Origin of the sequence: Sulfitobacter brevis, from assembly GCF_900112755.1 — a bacterium.
Classification (GTDB): domain Bacteria; phylum Pseudomonadota; class Alphaproteobacteria; order Rhodobacterales; family Rhodobacteraceae; genus Sulfitobacter; species Sulfitobacter brevis.
Genome location: NZ_FOMW01000002.1, coordinates 364,989 through 381,714, shown reverse-complemented (window position 1 = coordinate 381,714; position 16,726 = coordinate 364,989). Strand labels below are relative to the sequence as shown.

Annotated in this window: 14 protein-coding genes; 6 read left to right on the top strand and 8 right to left on the bottom strand. The window is 58.4% G+C overall.

Features of this window, described 5'->3' with window-relative positions; all coding sequences use genetic code 11:
• Window positions 1-26: 26 nt before the first annotated feature.
• The gene (locus BM174_RS04330; RefSeq protein WP_093922589.1) at window positions 27-818 is read right to left on the bottom strand and encodes a helix-turn-helix domain-containing protein; all 792 of its coding nucleotides are present in this window, start codon (window positions 816-818) and stop codon (window positions 27-29) included.
• Window positions 819-1,057: 239 nt separating this feature from the next.
• Here BM174_RS04330 and BM174_RS04325 point away from each other — a divergent pair, with 239 nt between their 5' ends.
• Window positions 1,058-1,414 carry a hypothetical protein gene (locus BM174_RS04325; protein ID WP_093922588.1) on the top strand — a complete coding sequence of 119 codons (357 nt, stop codon included), beginning with the start codon at window positions 1,058-1,060 and terminating at the stop codon, window positions 1,412-1,414.
• Window positions 1,415-1,472: 58 nt separating this feature from the next.
• On the opposite strand, the gene ilvN is transcribed toward BM174_RS04325, so the two are convergent.
• The 4 genes from ilvN to BM174_RS04305 all read right to left on the bottom strand — a co-directional run bounded on the left by ilvN (window position 1,473) and on the right by BM174_RS04305 (window position 6,292).
• Window positions 1,473-2,033, bottom strand: coding sequence for an acetolactate synthase small subunit (gene ilvN / locus BM174_RS04320; RefSeq protein WP_093922587.1), 561 nt, complete (start codon window positions 2,031-2,033; stop codon window positions 1,473-1,475).
• 69 nt (window positions 2,034-2,102) lie between these two features.
• A complete protein-coding gene (locus BM174_RS04315; RefSeq protein WP_093922586.1) occupies window positions 2,103-3,854 on the bottom strand; it encodes an acetolactate synthase 3 large subunit in 1,752 nt (583 codons plus the stop codon).
• Window positions 3,855-4,220: 366 nt separating this feature from the next.
• Entirely contained in the window at window positions 4,221-4,871 is a 651-nt protein-coding gene (locus BM174_RS04310; RefSeq protein ID WP_093922585.1) for a response regulator transcription factor, read from the bottom strand.
• Window positions 4,868-6,292, bottom strand: a complete 1,425-nt coding sequence (locus BM174_RS04305; protein ID WP_093922633.1) for a cache domain-containing protein — start codon at window positions 6,290-6,292, stop codon at window positions 4,868-4,870. Before BM174_RS04305 ends, BM174_RS04310 begins: the two co-directional genes overlap by 4 nt.
• Before the next feature lie 240 nt (window positions 6,293-6,532).
• On the opposite strand from BM174_RS04305, the gene BM174_RS04300 reads away from it, so the two are divergent.
• From BM174_RS04300 to BM174_RS04290, 3 genes are all read left to right on the top strand, one after another.
• A complete protein-coding gene (locus BM174_RS04300; RefSeq protein WP_093922584.1) occupies window positions 6,533-7,621 on the top strand; it encodes a TRAP transporter substrate-binding protein in 1,089 nt (362 codons plus the stop codon).
• A gap of 130 nt (window positions 7,622-7,751) precedes the next feature.
• The gene (locus BM174_RS04295) at window positions 7,752-8,720 is read left to right on the top strand and encodes a TRAP transporter small permease subunit (protein ID WP_093922583.1); all 969 of its coding nucleotides are present in this window, start codon (window positions 7,752-7,754) and stop codon (window positions 8,718-8,720) included.
• Window positions 8,721-8,738: 18 nt separating this feature from the next.
• Window positions 8,739-11,093, top strand: a complete 2,355-nt coding sequence (locus BM174_RS04290) for a TRAP transporter large permease subunit (protein WP_093922582.1) — start codon at window positions 8,739-8,741, stop codon at window positions 11,091-11,093.
• 172 nt (window positions 11,094-11,265) lie between these two features.
• Here the strand turns inward: BM174_RS04290 and BM174_RS04285 are convergent, their stop codons facing one another.
• The 3 genes from BM174_RS04285 to BM174_RS04275 form a co-directional block, all read right to left on the bottom strand.
• On the bottom strand, window positions 11,266-12,087 hold the full coding sequence (locus BM174_RS04285) for an arginyltransferase (protein ID WP_093922581.1): 822 nt from the start codon (window positions 12,085-12,087) through the stop codon (window positions 11,266-11,268).
• A gap of 77 nt (window positions 12,088-12,164) precedes the next feature.
• Entirely contained in the window at window positions 12,165-12,608 is a 444-nt protein-coding gene (locus BM174_RS04280) for an RDD family protein (RefSeq protein ID WP_093922580.1), read from the bottom strand.
• A gap of 62 nt (window positions 12,609-12,670) precedes the next feature.
• A complete protein-coding gene (locus BM174_RS04275) occupies window positions 12,671-13,075 on the bottom strand; it encodes a DUF2852 domain-containing protein (protein ID WP_093922579.1) in 405 nt (134 codons plus the stop codon).
• A 394-nt stretch (window positions 13,076-13,469) separates the two neighbouring features.
• Between BM174_RS04275 and glnE the strand changes: the two genes are divergently transcribed.
• Window positions 13,470-16,286: a bifunctional [glutamate--ammonia ligase]-adenylyl-L-tyrosine phosphorylase/[glutamate--ammonia-ligase] adenylyltransferase gene (gene glnE, locus BM174_RS04270; RefSeq protein WP_093922632.1), complete on the top strand. Its 2,817-nt coding sequence runs from the start codon at window positions 13,470-13,472 to the stop codon at window positions 16,284-16,286.
• Window positions 16,283-16,555 carry a hypothetical protein gene (locus BM174_RS04265; protein ID WP_093922578.1) on the top strand — a complete coding sequence of 91 codons (273 nt, stop codon included), beginning with the start codon at window positions 16,283-16,285 and terminating at the stop codon, window positions 16,553-16,555. The genes glnE and BM174_RS04265 overlap by 4 nt, the downstream gene beginning before the upstream one ends.
• Window positions 16,556-16,726 lie beyond the last annotated feature (171 nt).

The window sequence follows — 16,726 nt, the reverse complement described above, 5'->3', positions numbered from 1 at the left end:
TTTTTCAGCCGCGACATGGGCGGGCCTTACGCGAAAGGTTGATCCGGCTTGAGCAAACGGCGATGAAACGCAGGTAATTCGGCTGCATCGCAAAAGCCGCAGGTGCGCGCGACGGCCAGCGCCTTGGCTGCATTGCCCAGATACTCATACACCAGCCGCGTCGCGCGCTGGCCTTCCGGATCATCAGGAATTGTGCGCGTCGCATATCCGACCCAGAAATTATTCTGAAATGAGGCGACGGGGCTAAGGTAATTGAAGGAGCAGGTCATCGCGTTGTTGCGCGAGGCAATGACCGAAACACCATCATCTTGCTGGATGAATAGCCCGCGAAATTCGCGCGATGCCGTATCTGTCGGCAGGTTCTGGATTTTCATAGCCCCGACTGTTTCATAGCCCCGCAGATAGGTGCTGGCGTCGCGGCGGAAGACATAAACGATGCCAACTGTGAATACATCGACGTCGACAAAACTACGTCTTGAGAAACGATAAAAACCGCTGGGAAACTTATTTTCTGACACACCGACAACGCCGCTGCCGACGAAATTACGTAGATAGGGGTTATTGATCGGGTCCTGCTTTCCCGTGAGGCTTTCAATTGGTTCGAGCAATATTCGGGCATCAACATTGAAAAATGCACAAATACGCGCCAGTACATCAGGGCGCGGAAAGCTTTCGCTGGAAAGATAGCGGTTAAATTGGGTTCTGTTTATGCCGAGGTCACGAGAGAGCAGCGAAACCGATTCGTAATCGGTTGCCAACCGGCGCAAGTTTGCGCCCAGCATATTGCGCAATTCTGCTGGCGACCGTGATTGACCCATTGTTTCACCTTTTATCGAAACGATATGATCGTCAGTCACCGATTATCTCCCGAATGGTTGATCAAGTCCACAATGTTTTTAGGCGCGCAAGCAAATTCGGTTGTGACCTGACGCTAAATAGCGTCATTACGCTACGTAATGTGACACAAATTGCAAGCGTACGAAGCCGTTTCGGCTGTCGCTATATGCTAATTAGTTGGTACCATTGCATTTGACTGCATTTTTGAAGGTGTCCAAATATGATTGGTGTTGTCCTCTGGAGCGATCCTGTTGAAGGCAAAGCGGTCTTTTGGTGCGAGGACCAAGGTGATCTTGCCTATTACGAAGTGACAGGAGCCCATTCGTCCGAAAGCACAGTTTTTGATGCGGGCGATATGGTGGAGTTTACTATCAGCTCGCAAAGCCGGCAGCGTCTGGCGCATGACCCTACGCTGGTAATTGAGAAAGCTTGCGCTGATTTGCCTGAAACCTTGCGCAATTGTGCAGCGGGGCAACCGGTGAGCCGGACCGCGGATATCGTTTTATTCCGGCCGAGAGAAATCTGTGACGTTTCCAATTGCACCGCGCCGTGGTCACAAGAAGCGCTCCGACCCTAAGGAAAGGGACGGAGCCGCAGGGCTGCGCAACATACGGCCCATCTTCAGTTTCGAGAAATCAGTCGCCGCGCGACAGGGCTGCGACGCCTGTCCGGGCAACTTCACTCAACCCCAGCGGACGCATCAGATCCGCAAACGCGTCGATTTTTTCTGGTGCGCCAGTGATCTCGAACACAAAGCTTTCCAATGTGCTATCGACTACGTTCGCGCGGAAAATATCTGCGAGGCGCAGCGCTTCAACGCGGTGATCGCCTTTACCCGCAACCTTGAACATCGCCAACTCACGCTCGACGCTAGGGCCTTCGACCGTAAGATCGTTCACCTTGTGCACGGTCACAATCCGGCCAAGCTGGGCCTTGATCTGCTCGATCACCTGAGGCGTGCCGGAAGTCACGATGGTAATGCGGCTCAGGTGCCCGGTATGATCAACCTCGGCCACGGTAAGGCTGTCAATGTTATAGCCGCGACCGGAGAATAGCCCGATCACACGCGCCAGCACACCGGGTTCGTTTTCGACCAATACCGCGAGGGTATGCTTTTCGATGACGTCCGAAAAATTGGGCTTCAGGTTATAGGCAGAGTGCGAATTAGCGCCTTTTTTCAATTTCAGGGCGGACATATCTTAATTCCTTTTTAGTCTCGTATCGGAATCCAAAGATTCCTGACCGCTTTCTTTCTAGAAAGCGCGTTACACCAGCACCGAACCCTTGGCATCAATGACGCCTTGGGTTTCTGCATCGCCCAAGAGCATTTCGTTATGCGCCTTGCCCGAGGGGATCATCGGATAGCAGTTTTCGTGCTTCTCCACGAGGCAGTCGAAGATCACCGGACCGTCGTAATTCAGCATTTCCATGATCGCGTCGTCCAGATCATCGGGATCAGAGCAGCGAATGCCCTTGGCGCCGAAAGCCTCGGCCAATTTAACGAAGTCGGGCAGGGCTTCGGACCAGCTTTGCGAATAGCGCTCACCGTGCAGCAGCTCCTGCCACTGGCGCACCATGCCGAGCCGTTCGTTATTCATGATAAACTGCTTCACCGGCAGACCGTATTGCATGGCCGTGCCCATTTCCTGCATGTTCATCAACCACGACGCTTCGCCCGCCACGTTGATCACCAAGGCCTCGGGGTGTGCCATCTGCACACCGATCGAGGCGGGGAAGCCATAGCCCATGGTGCCCAGACCGCCAGAGGTCATCCAACGGTTCGGACCCTCAAAGTTCAGGTATTGCGCCGCCCACATCTGGTGCTGGCCGACTTCGGTGGTAATATAGCGGTCATGGTCCTTGGTCAGCGCTTCAAGCCGCTGCAAAGCGTATTGCGGCTTGATGATCTTGCCTTTTTGCTCGAATTTCAGGCAATCCACCGCGCGCCATTCGTCGATCTTTTTCCACCATTTCGCCAATCCGGCGCTTTCGGTTTTACGACCGCGCGATTTCCAGATCTTGAGCAGGTCTTCAAGCACATGGCCCACGTCACCGACAATCGGGATGTCGATGCGGATGACTTTGTTGATCGAGGACGGATCGATATCTATATGCGCTTTGATCGATTTCGGGCTGAATTCAGAGATCACGCCGGTGATGCGGTCATCAAAGCGTGCCCCGATGTTGATCATCAGGTCGCAGTCATGCATCGCCATATTGGCCTCGTATAGCCCGTGCATCCCCAGCATCCCGAGCCAGTTTTTGCCCGAAGCGGGATAGGCGCCCAAGCCCATCAACGTCGAGGTGATCGGGAAGCCTGTGGCCTCCACCAATTCGCAGAGCAATTGTGATGCCGCAGGGCCGGAGTTGATCACGCCGCCGCCAGTATAGAAGATCGGGCGTTTGGCTTTTTCGATTGCCGCTACCAGTTCGGTGATCTCTTGCAGATCGCCTTTGACCTGCGGCTGGTAATGCGAGGTCGAGGGCTTGCGCGGATGGTAGGTGCCAGTGGCAAATTGCACGTCCTTGGGGATATCCACCAGAACAGGGCCGGGCCGACCGGAGGTCGCTACGTGAAAAGCTTCGTGCAGCACTGCGCCGAGCTTGTCGGTCTCTTTGACCAGCCAGTTGTGCTTGGTGCAGGGGCGGGTGATGCCCACGGTATCGGCCTCCTGAAAGGCGTCCGAGCCGATCATGAAGGTCGGCACCTGTCCGGTCAGCACGATGATCGGGATGGAATCGAGTAAAGCATCGGTCAGGCCGGTCACGGCGTTGGTCGCACCCGGGCCGGAGGTCACCAGCGCCACACCGGGTTTGCCGGTCGAGCGCGCGTAACCTTCGGCAGCATGTACTGCGCCTTGTTCATGGCGCACCAACACGTGTTTGATGGAGTTTTGCTGAAAAATCTCGTCGTAAATCGGTAGCACCGCCCCACCAGGATAGCCGAATACAGTATCGACCCCTTGGTCGATCAAGGCTTGAACGATCATCTTCGCTCCGGTCATCTGGCGTGTCATCTGCGTGCTCCGTACAGCATATTTCGTTAGCGCATAAAAAAGCCCCCGGTTTTGACGGGGGCGCATGGGAAAGATTGTGGTTAACCGTTACCGGCCCATGCGCGTATATCCTAGAATGACGACGAGTACTGTCATGGTCAAAGGGCTCCGTTAAGCTGAGCGGACATTATGGGCAGGTTTTGGGGTCGTCAACCGGCAAATTTGGCTTATTCGTCAAAAAATGAGGGTTTTGAGTAATTATATTGCGTTTGGGTGCGGAGTATCGGCACTTAATTATAATAATCCGGTTGTTTTCGTTCTAAGATTGCTGCGATGGCCGGGGCTTGGACCCATTGACCCAAATATTTGTGCGAAGTCGTATAGTCATCATCGCCCCATGGCGCGGCCGGTGCCTTGCAATACCCCGTGCTCCAGCGCGTAACGCGTCAACCCTGCGGTGCTGGAAATGCCCAGCTTGCGTTTGATGTTCTTGCGGTGGGTCTCGACGGTGCGGACCGAGATATCCAGTGCTTGCGCCACATCCTTGTTGGAACGGCCCTGCGCGAGTTGCAGCAAAATGGTCTGCTCGCGGTCGGTCAGCGCCTCGCGGGTTTCATCTTGCTTGGGCGCGATCGAACCTTGGGTGCCCGTGCAAAGATAGCGCTCGCCGCCCATGACCACATCGATGGCATGTTTGATTTCGTCGGTCGGCACGTCTTTGAGCAGATAGCCCATCGCTCCGTGGCTCAACGCGGAGGCGATATATTCGGGATTGTCGTGCATGGTCAGGATCACCACCCGTGTGCCGGGGCGGCGCTCCAGCACGATCTCGGTGGCCGACAGCCCGCCCAGTTCAGGCATGTTGAGGTCCATCAGGATCACATCAGGCGCCAGTGTCTCCAACTGGTCAATCACCTCGCGGCCATTGCTAAGCACGCCCACGACCTCGATATCGTCATAGCTTTCAAGGATCGATTGTATCCCTTCAGCGACCATCGGATGGTCATCTGCAATCATAACTTTAATGCGTCGGCTCATTGGGCAGGTACTTTCGGGGTCTCGTTGAGGGGGCGTTCGGGCGGCAGCAGGTGGGTCAGCGGCACGGTGGCTTCGATCTGGGTCCCGCCATCGGGTACGTCGCTCAGCCGCAATTGTCCGCCAAGCTGGTCGATCCGTTCTTGCATGTTTCGCAGGCCCAAACCGGGGGACGTCTCTTTGCGCATCGCTTTGAGACCTTTGCCGTTGTCGCTGATCCGCAGGGTGGCACCACGGCGATGGCCGCGGAGATCGACCTGCACCTTGGTCGCGCCGGAGTGGCGTTCGACATTGGTCAACGCCTCTTGGGCGATCCGGTAGAGTGCGATCTTGGCGTCATTGTCCAACCGGTTGCGAAACACCACGGTGTTGAAGGTACACGATACTTTGGTGCGGTTCTCGAACTCTTCGGTCAGGTTTTTCAGGGCAGGGCCGAGACCAAGGTCATCGAGCACACCAGGGCGCAGGTCGCGGCTGATGCGGCGCACTTCAGATATTGCCTCGCCAAGCGACGCAATCCCCTTGCCCAAAGGCTCTGCCGCATTGGCATCGCCGCGCTCCAGCTTGCGCCGCGCGTTATCAAGCGCATAGCGCACGCCGACAAGGATCTGGCTGATCCCGTCATGCAACTCGCGGGCGACGCGGCCGCGCTCTTCTTCCTGGGCATCAAACACCCGCTGGGTCAGCCGCTTGAGTTTGGCATCGGCCAGCCGCCGTTCGCGCAGGTTGATGACCATGCCGGTCCCAAAAACCGACAGCAGCGCTGCGAGGGTGATCGCGCCGATATAAACAAAGGTCCGGCGCACACGCGCCTCGACATCGGCCCGTGCGGTCGCGACCGAGGCAAGGACATCATCGATAAATACGCCTGTCCCCACAGCCCACTGCCAGGACGGAAACGAGGTGACATAGGTGATCATCCGCGCCTCTTTGCCGGTGCTGGGCTTGGGCCACAGATAAGTGTGATAGCCTGCGCCATCGCGGGCAATCTGGATCAGGGTGTCGGTGATCGGCGTGCCTTCGCTGTCAGTCTCGCCGCTCCAGTTGTTGTTGATGCGGTCGGTCTGGCGCGGGCTGACCAAAGCGTTACCGTCATAATCATACACGAAAAACTGGCCTTCCTGCCCATAGATCATTGCCGCCAAAATCTGCGCCACATTGCGCTTGGCATCGGCATCATCCGGCGCGGCGGAGCCGTAGACATAGTAAAACCCGTTGCGCGCCTGCGTGACGTAGTTGTGCAGCTCGACCTTCTTGGCGTTGATAAGCTGGGTTTCTAATGTTGCGATTTCCCGCTCGGCCAAGGCGCGCGCCTGCACTGCGACCAGCACGGCAATTGCCGCAACCGCCACCACCAACGGCACCGAGGCCAGCAGCGTCAGCTTCTGGGCGTAACCGGGGGTAAGGAAGGACAAGCGGCGCATCCCCGAATCGATACGCGCATTTGGCGGCGAATCAAACCCCGTACCGCCAAGCCGATTCTGTTGCCAGACCACAAAATGCAGCATTATTTTCCCTATTTCTCCCAAATCTGGCCCCAAAACGTGCCCGTCTACGCAGTACTTGGTATTCCCCGAATCATTTTCACGGTTAGTCTGACCCAACTTGAAACGACCTGAGCGCCGCAGGGCAACTCGGGCATTCTCTCTGGGAGGAGTATCTATATGGACCGTCGTTCATTCCTGAAGACGTCTGCGCTGGGGGGCACCGCTGCAGCCGCCACGACGCTCGCAGCACCGCTTTACGCGCAGGGCAAACGCACACTTACAATGGTTACCGCATGGCCCCGCGGCTTTGCTGTCCTTGATGACGCCGCGACCTATTTCAACAACATGGTCGACGAGATGTCCGATGGCACGCTGACCATCGAGAAAAAGGCACCGGGCGAGCTTGTGGGCGCTTTCGAAGTATTCGATGCGGTTTCCTCTGGGCAGGCGGATATCTATCACGCCGCTGATTATTACTTCATCGGCCAGCACCCCGGTCTGGCGTATTTCACCGCTGTTCCGTTCGGTGGCACCGCGCAAGAGTTGACCAACTGGTACCTGCATGGCGGCGGTCATGAGCTGCACAACCAGGTCGGCGAAATCTTCAACATGAAGATGTTCCTCGCCGGTAACTCCGGTTCGCAGTCTGGTGGCTGGTTCCGCAAGGAAATCAAATCTGCCGCCGATTTCAACGGCCTCAAGTTCCGCATGCCGGGTCTGGGCGGCAAGGTGCTGGGCAAGCTCGGCGCGTCGGTTCAGAACATTCCGGGCGGCGAATTGTACCAAGCGCTGTCTTCGGGCGCGCTGGACGGCTTGGAGTGGGTTGGCCCGTTTGCCGATGAACGCGCCGGCTTCCAGGAAGTTGCAAAAATCTACTACACAGCGGGCTTCCACGAGCCAGGTTCCGGCCTGACCGCCTCGGTGAACCTTGATGTCTTCAACGAGCTGACACCAGCCCAGCAGAAGATCATCGAGTATGCATCCATGGCGACAACGCACACCGGTCTGGCCGAGACACTGGCCAACAACGGTGCCGCACTGTCACGTCTGCAGCAGCAGGGTGTGAAAACCATGCAGTTCCCCGATGACGTTTGGGATGCCTTCGGTGCTGCCTCCAAAGAGGTGATGGACGAAAACATGGATGACACGCTTTACGCCGACATCCGCAACAGCTTTGAAGAGTCGCTGAAATCCAGCGCCGAGTGGCTGTCCAAGTCCGACGCTTACTATGTCGAACAGCGCCAGCGCGTTCTTGGTCAGGGCTAGGCTCTTACGGTAAGCACGATCAGGGGCTGCGTTGCGACGCGGCCCCTGACGCACTTTAACAACAGGCGTGCAAAACGCTAACACGCGCAAAACGGAGGCTAACTCCGTGCGCTTCGAGAGGGGGACATCAATGGCCGAAGATGATGTGTGTTCGGGATTTTTCCGCGCGGCGGAGGGTGCTGACCTAAGCTGCCTTGATAAGTTCCAAGACAGTGGCATGGTGCAGTTCATTCTGGGGAACCTGCTGGAAGCGCCGTATAATCTGGTTGCCGCAGTGGTGCAGCCGGGATCGTGGCTGAACTGGTCTGACTCGCAGTCGCTGATGCGATTCATCTACTATGGCGGTTCGGTCGAGTTCTTCTTTGTCTGTCTCTTTGCGCTGATCGTACTGACCGTCGTGGGGCTCTGGCACCGCGGCATAATGTGGGCCTGCGTGCGCGGGCTGGAGTGGTTCGCCAATGGCGTCGGGCGGCTCTTTGCTTGGGCCGGTCTGCTGATGGTGCTGCAACAGATCATCATCGTCTTTATGCAGCGGATTTTCACGCGGCCTGATATCTCCTTCGGCTTCGGTATTCCCTTGCAGTTCGACATCTCTTGGTTTGCCGAAGAGTTGAAACTTTATAACGCCTTGGTCGTCTGTCTTTGCGTGTCCTACACGATGGTGCAGGGCGGGCATGTGCGGGTGGATCTGTTCTATGCGGGCGCGAAATTCCGCACCAAGCGGGTCGTCGATATGTTTGGCGCGCTGTTCTTCATGATCCCCTTTGCGGTGGTCACGTGGATGTACGGCTGGTTCTTCCTGTGGCGCCATCTGGTCACCCCGAACCCGTCGGCCTCGGACCGGCTTGATCTGCTGCTGCGCAAGGCGCGTTTGTTGAAATGGAACGTCGAAACCATCGGCTTCTCGCCCAACGGATTCAACGGCTATTTCTTGTTCAAGCTGCTGCTGAGTGCGTTCTGCATCATGGTCATTCTGCAAGCGATTGCAGTGTTTTACCGCGCGTTGTTGGAGTTCCGTGAAGGGCCCGAAAGCGAAAATAAATATCTCGACAAGGACACACTTGGCGAGGGCGAAGAAGCCTTTGAGGGCACGCATTAATCTAAGGGGCATCTTGCAATGCTATTTGGTCTGGACGGGGTCGAAATTGGCCTGATCATCGTGTTTGTCTGCCTGTTCGGCGGCATTCTCTCGGGCTTTCCGGTGGCGTTTGCCATCGGCGGCGCGGGTATCATTTCGTTCGGCATTATCGCGGCACTCGACAGTGCCGGATTGCTGATCCATCAGGCCATCGACCAGTCGAGCCAGATGTACCGCGATCTGGTCAATTCCGGCGTGAGAGCTGATACTATATCGTTGTTTAGGTATCCCGATTTGCCGCGCATGGGCGAATCCGTCTTTCCGCAGGGCTGGGAAGTCGCCCTCGACCGCAACGTCAGCTTTATCGTTAACCGGATGAACGAGCGTGTGCTGGCGGGCCAGTCGATCGAGACACTGCTGGCGGTTCTGATGTTCGTGCTGATGGGCATCACGCTGGAGCGCTCCAAGATCGCCAATGATTTGCTGACTACGATGGCGCGGGTGTTTGGCCCATTGCCGGGCGGTTTGGCCGTTTCGATTGTTGTGGTGGGCGCGTTTCTTGCGGCTTCGACCGGCATCGTGGGCGCGACCGTGGTGACAATGGGTTTGCTGGCGCTGCCAACGATGCTGCGCGCTGGATATTCGCCGGAGCTTTCAACCGGTGTGATTGCAGCCTCTGGTACCTTGGGGCAGATCATTCCGCCGTCAATCGTGATTGTTTTGCTCGGCACGCTGGCGGGCGATCTTTACTCTGCCGCGCAGGAAGCACGCGCCACTGAGGCGGGTTGTACCGATGCGCTGACCTTCTTGGGCGAGCCTGCGGTGGTTTCTGTCGGCACGCTGTTTCAGGCCGCCTTGCTGCCCGGTATTTTGTTGTCACTTCTCTATGCGCTTTACGCCTTCGGCTATGCGCTGCTGAACCCTGAGAAGGCGCCTGCGGTGCCGATGGGGCCGACCAATGCCGAACCAGTCACCCGTGGCGAGGCCTTCACATGGTTCCTCGGCGCGCCGATCCTTGTGATCGTCGGGACGATCCTTTTGGGCAATATGGGTGTAGTTGGCAGCCAGTCGACCGTGGTGTCGAGCTATTCAGATATTGGTGATGCCGCCAGCCTACGCACCAACGTCGGTGAGGAATGTCAGGCCAGCATGATCGCGCTGCACGGACAGGAGGCGTGGGACAAAGCACTTGTCGAACAGCAAACCATCAATGACGCGGGGGGATTGAACCAATCCGAAAAGCTCAGCGAAGAAGCCGTGGTTGAAAAGCGTGCGGCTCAGATATCTAGGGCTGCCCCGATTGGGACGGGCACGGCGATTATCTTGGTTCTGCTCACCTTGTTCCTGACCACGGGGCGCGGGGTTTCACCTTCGTCGGATACGCGGCCTTTGATCATCGGCGGTGTCGGGATCATTCTGGCGGTACTAGTAGATATTTTGCTGATCGGGCCGGTGACCTCATCGGGAATGATGGTCGTGCTGATGACCATCCCGTTCATCTTAATCCTTTATGGCGTCGTCTATGCGACCAAGCTCTGCTCGGGTAATGAGCTGATCCGTGTGGTGTTCCCGCCGCTGGTTCTGATCATTGCAGTGCTGGGATCGATCCTTGGCGGCATCACCAATCCGACGCCTGCAGCGGCGCTCGGGGCAGGTGGGGCGATCATGCTGGCGGCTTACCGCAAGCTGAAAGATCAGGACCGCTCGCCGCGGATCATCATCTGGTCAACGCTGGCGATTCTGATCTGTATCCTCGTCGGGGTGAACTTTGACCTGCGGATCAATCAAGACGGCGTGAGCTTAGAATCCTGGGTTGCGTTCTTTGTGGCCTATGCTGCCTATCTCTACGCGGTGTTCGGGCTGCTGTTTGCCTGCTGGATCTTGTACACCAGCGGTGTGCTGACGCCGGTGGTGCGCGAAACGGCCAAGGTGACCTCGATGGTCTTTACCATCCTGATCGGCTCACAGCTTTTGAACCTTGTGGTGATCAGCTTTGGTGGTGAGCACTACATCCAGCAGTTCCTCAAATCCTTCGACAACGAGCTGACCGTGTTCCTGATTGTGATGCTGGTGCTGTTCGTGCTGGGGTTTGTGCTCGATTTCCTGGAGATCATTTACATCGTGATCCCGATAGTCGGGCCGGTGATCTATGGCGGCACGTTTGACCCCAAGTGGGTGACGATCATGATTGCGGTGAACCTGCAGACCTCGTTCCTGACGCCGCCCTTCGGCTTTGCGTTGTTCTATCTGCGCGGGGTGGCTCCGGCGAGCGTGACAACGGCGCATATCTATCGCGGGATCGTGCCATTCGTAATGATCCAGGTCGCGGGGCTGGCAATCTTGTGGTTATTCCCGGCGATTGTGACCATCGTGCCGGACCTGATCCCGAACTGAGGGTTGGGGTGAAATGTCGATGCAGGAAGGCGCCTTTGGGCGCCTTTTTGCTGTCTAAGGGTACGCGAGGTTTGGCGTGGCGCGGCAAGGATGGGATGAGTTTATCTGGCCAATTGAAGCTGGGGGGAGAGCGATCAGTCAGCGGGCGACAGCGTAGGAAGCTGGTGCGGGATTATAGGTTTTTGCGCGCCATATCGGGGAGAGCGATATTGGCGACTTGTTCCGCGATCGGATCGGTCGACAGCGGATGATTGTCAGGTTCAAAACTCAGCGGGTCTGCAAGCTTTTGCCAAGCGCCGCCGATATAGACCTCCAGACCGGAGAACTTGGCTTTGTACCCCATCTTCTGGCTGCCAGGCACCCAGTATCCGAGGTAGACATAAGGCAGGCCAGCGGCGCGCGCGATTTCGATATGGTCGAGGATGATGTGGTTGCCCAACCCCGCCTGGGGGTGATCGGGGCTGTAGAACGAGTAGACCATGCTCACCCCGTCAGCCAGCACATCGGTCAGGCAAACGCCAACCAGATCGCGGGTGTCGGGCTCAATATATTCGATCACGCGGCTGCGGATCGGGGTTTCCTCGATCATCGCGGCAAATTCAAAGACATCCATATCCGCCATGCCGCCCTCCGCGTGGCGGCTGTCGAGGTAGCGGCGAAACAGGTCGTATTGATCTTCGGTGGCCCAAGGCGATGTGGCGCGGCGCAGCAGATCGCGATTGCGGCGCATCGTGCGCTTTTGGCTTTTTGAAGGTTTAAAGGCCGAAATGTCGATGCGGGCTGACAGGCAGGCGGCACAATCGGTGCATGACGGGCGATAAAGCACATTTTGCGAGCGCCGGAAGCCCTGCGCGGAGAGGCTATCGTTGAGTTGGGCCGCGTTATCGCCTTGCAGTGCGGTAAACAACTTCCGCTCCATCCGGCCCTCTAGATAGGGGCACGGCTGTGGTGCCGTCACATAGAATTGCGGCGTGAGAGGCAGAGTATGGCGCATCGGAATCCAGTATTACTTCCCTCGATGATAGCAACGGGCCTGCCGTGCGCCAAGGGGCGAATTGCGCGGTCTGCTGTTCAGACGGTTTGTTGCTGACGGCGGTTCAGCGGCACAGTGCCGAGGATCATATCGGTGAGCCCTTGGCGGCGTAGCGAGGTACACATCAACACGACCGATACAATTTGCAGCAAAGGCATCGCCAGCGAGACCGAATAGCCAAGCGTGTGCAGGAACGCGAGGGACAGATCAAAGGGGCGATCACGGCTGTCGCGCAGCTCCATCGCCATCAGGCGCATCCCCCATGTGGCCGAGCCATTGGTCAGCGTGATCACACGGTAGACAAAGCTCACCGTCAACATAAGAAATGGAAAGAAAAACAGCCCCGTGAAGGCCGTAAAGGGCAGGATCAGCACACACATCAGCACGATCACGACCATATCCACCACCCAAGCCAGCAGGCGTTTGGTGGGCAGGCCGTCATAAAACTGCGGTTGCTGGATCGGATCGGGTGTATGGGACATGGGTCACTTTCCTGAGGCGGTTTTCCCCCACGGCAGGGCCATGGGGGACGTGTTTGAGTATATCAGGCTTCGGTCGGGCCGTCTTCGCTGCGCTTGGCGCGGTCATTCATAAACTGGTCGAACTCGGCCTTGTCCTTGGCGTCGCGCAGACGTTTGAGGAAATCCTCGAAATTGGTCTGCTCTTCTTCAAGGCGGCGCAGGGTGTCGGCCTTATAGGCGTCAAAAGCGACGTTGCCAGTGCTGCGGGTTACGCTGCTGCGGCTGCTGCGGCGGGCACAGGATTTTGAAGAGAACATGCGATTGCTCCAGATCATATAAGCCAGAAGGGCCAGCCCGACGGGCCAGAAGAAGATAAAGCCGAGAACCATGGCGGCGATCCATGCGGGTTTGCCGCGATCATCAAGCCAGCCTTCAATGCGAGCGATCCAGCTAGGGCCTTTGCCGAGGTCGGATGTAAGAGTGGTCATGTATCAAGCCTTTCGTCAAAGTTGAGAGACCTGTCTGCGGCCTCGTCAGGTGAAAGGTCTGTATGTAAATGCCTTTCACATGACCAAGATTGTGATTGGCTGGCCGTTTCGCAAGAGGCTATGTAAATGTTTTTTACATTATTCGACTAACCGGTTGTGAAGGATGCAATTTCTGCGCATGAAAGTTTAAGCATTTCACTTGGCGGAAGGCCGAAAACATGGTGGGGCGTGCCGGCGGCGGCCCAGATTGTGGCAAATTCCATCAGTTTTGGATCAAACGGTGCGCGATAGGGCGGTCTCGCGGATATCTACCGCGACACCAGCGGCTTGCAATGCAGCGCGCACACGTTTCAGGCTCTTGCTCATGGGCGCACAGTCGCGCAAAGCTGGTGGCATGACAACTGTTTCACTTGCCGCGCGGATCACCCGCTGCCCCCGTATCTGGCGCACTGAGCGTGCGCAGGATGCGGCACCATTTACTCAAGGTATGGATGCCCAAGTTGCAAAACTGGTGGCCGGCGCGGTCTCGACCTCGCCCTATCTGATGGCGCTTCTGGAGAAGGAGGCCGATTGGCTGCAGGGCGCTGCGGATGATCCCGAAGCGGCATTGGCGGAGGTGATCGCGCAGGCGGGAGCCTTTGCGCCCGATGCTTTGGCCGACGGGTTGCGGCAGGGCAAGCGCCGCGTGGCGCTGTTGGCGGGGCTGGCTGATCTCGGCGGCGCTTGGGCGTTGGAGGAGGTCACAGGTGCTTTGAGCGATTTCGCCGATGCGGCCTGCGCGGCGGCGCTGCGGGCAGGGCTGCTGATCCAGATCAAACGCGGCAAACTGCCCGGAATGACCGAGGATGATCTGGCCGATGCGGCGGGCATGGTGGTGCTGGCGATGGGCAAGATGGGCGCGCGCGAGCTGAATTATTCCTCCGACATTGATCTGATCTGTCTCTTTGACGAGACACGTTTTGAGCGTGACGACTTTCACGACGCCCGCAGTGCCTTTATCCGCGCCACCCGCGCGATGAGCGGCACGCTCAGCGATCTGACCGCGCAGGGCTATGTATTCCGCACAGATCTGCGGCTGCGGCCCGATCCGGCTGTGACGCCTGTCTGCATGGCGATGGCGGCAGCGGAGGCCTATTACGAGAGCCTTGGCCGTACGTGGGAACGTGCGGCTTATATCAAGGCGCGACCTGCGGCGGGCGATCACAAAGCGGGGCAGGCCTTTCTGCAAACCCTGCGGCCATTCGTCTGGCGCAAGCATCTGGATTTCGCCGCCATTCAGGATGCCCATGACATGCGCCTCGCGATCCGCGAGCACAAAGGGCTGGGCGGGCCGATCACCTTGCCGGGACACAACATGAAACTGGGGCGCGGGGGTATTCGGGAGATCGAGTTTTTCACACAGACGCGCCAGTTGATCGCAGGCGGGCGCGATCCTGCTCTGAGGGTGCGCGGCACCTGTGAAGGGCTGCAACTGCTGGCCGAGGCGAACTGGGTGCCGCAGGAGGCCGCCGACAGTCTGACAGATCACTACCGCTTTCACCGGACCGTCGAGCATCGCCAGCAGATGGTGCAGGACGCGCAGACCCATGCGCTGCCCAAGTCCGACGATGGTTTTGCCCGGCTTGCCTGTATGATGGACCGCGACGTCGAGCCGCTGAAACAGGAGCTGCATGACCGGCTGAGTGCGGTGCACGAGATCACCGAAGGGTTCTTTGCCGCATCGCGTGCGCCCGCACCGGCCCCGCCGGAAATGACGCACCAGTTTGACACCGCCGTGTTGGATCGCTGGCTGACCTATCCTGCGTTGCGCAGCGAACGCGGCGCCGAGATTTTCGACCGGTTAAAGCCGGAGTTGCTGACACGTCTCGCCAAAGCGGCACGCCCTGATGAGGCGCTGCTGGCCTTTGACGGATTTCTTGCGGGCTTGCCTGCGGGCGTGCAGCTTTTCTCACTTCTCAAAGCCAACCCGCAGCTTGCCGATCTGCTTATCGATATTGTCAGCACCTCACCCGCGCTCGCCAGTCACCTGTCGCGGAATGCCAGCGTGTTTGACGCAGTGATTGGCGGCGATTTCTTTAGCGAATGGCCGGGGCAGGAAGGGTTGGGCGCGGCTCTCGGCGCCTTGCTGGATGCCGAGCCTGACTATGAGCGGCAGCTTGACGGCACCCGACGGTGGGCGCGGGAGTGGCACTTTCGCGTCGGCGTGCATCTGCTGCGCGGGTTGATTGATGCCGAAACCGCAGGCGCCCAATATGCCGATCTTGCCCGCGCGGTTCTTGGCGGCTTGTGGCCGGTGGTTGGCGCAGAGTTCGCGCAGCGGCACGGCGCGGCACCGGGGCGCGGCGCGGTGATCCTTGGCATGGGATCGCTCGGCGCGGGGCGGCTGACCGCGACCTCTGATCTGGACATGATCGTGATCTATGACCCTGACGGGGTTGAGGTCTCGGAGGGCAGGCGGCCGTTGCCAGCGCGGCTCTATTATGCACGGCTGACACAGGCAATGATCACCGCGATGACCGCGCCGATGGCGCAGGGCAAGCTTTATGACGTGGATATGCGGCTGCGGCCATCGGGCAATCAGGGGCCGGTTGCGACAAGCCTTGCGAGCTTTGCCAGCTATCAAAAGGACGAGGCTTGGGTCTGGGAGCATCTGGCGCTGACCCGTGCGCAGGCGATTGCAGGGCCGCAAGCGCTGCGCGGCGATGTCGAAGCGCTGCGCCAGACGGTCCTGACCCAACCCCGCGCACGTGCCAAAATTTTGGGTGATGTGGCGGAGATGCGCATTCGTATTGCGGCGGCCAAAGTGCCGGAGGGCATCTGGGACGCCAAAATCGGTCCGGGCCGGCTTCAGGACATTGAGCTTTTGGCACAGGCGGGCGCCTTGATCGGCGGCCAATCGGCGCGCGACATTCCGGCAGGGATTGAGGCCGCACGCGCAGCGGGATTGTTTGATGCTGCCCAAGCCGAGGCCCTTGATGCGGCTTATGCGCAAATCTGGGCGCTCCAATGTGCCGGACGGCTGCTCTCGGCTACGCCGGTGCAAAGCGAAAGCCTCGGGCGGGCCGGTGTCGCGTTTTTGTGCCGTACGCTGGGCTGCGACACGCTGGCGGCGTTGGAGGCGCAAATGGAACAGACATATATGACGGCGGCGGGCATCATCGGCCAGGCACTGACCCCGCCAGACAAAGCCGAACCGCAGGAGGCGACATGACCGAGCGCGACCCGCATGATCCCAAAGGGCTGATCCGCGAATCCTATCGCATCGAGGGGATCACCAAGGCCGAATGTCGCAGCATCTTCCTCGATTGGGCGCTGAGCCTGACGCTGGAGCAAGACACCGGTACCGCGATTGCGGCCTTGCTGGCCCAGTACGGGACTGTATTTGAAAGCCATCCGATGACCGAGGTGCTTAGCGAAGGTAGCCTCACCATGGCAGCCCCGCGGCGGCGCGGCGGTTGGCGCAGTCGCACGCGTAACTAGGCAGCACGCCACTTCTGTTAATACCCCGCCTTTGCCGCCGCATCGGCGCAATAGATGCTGCCTTTATTGGGCCCGGGTGGTCTCGGTATCGCCCCATTATCCCGCATTTTTCGTCTAAAACTCGCCTCAATTACCCTTCAAATTAGGGTTAACTGAACAGCAGGCCAGTAC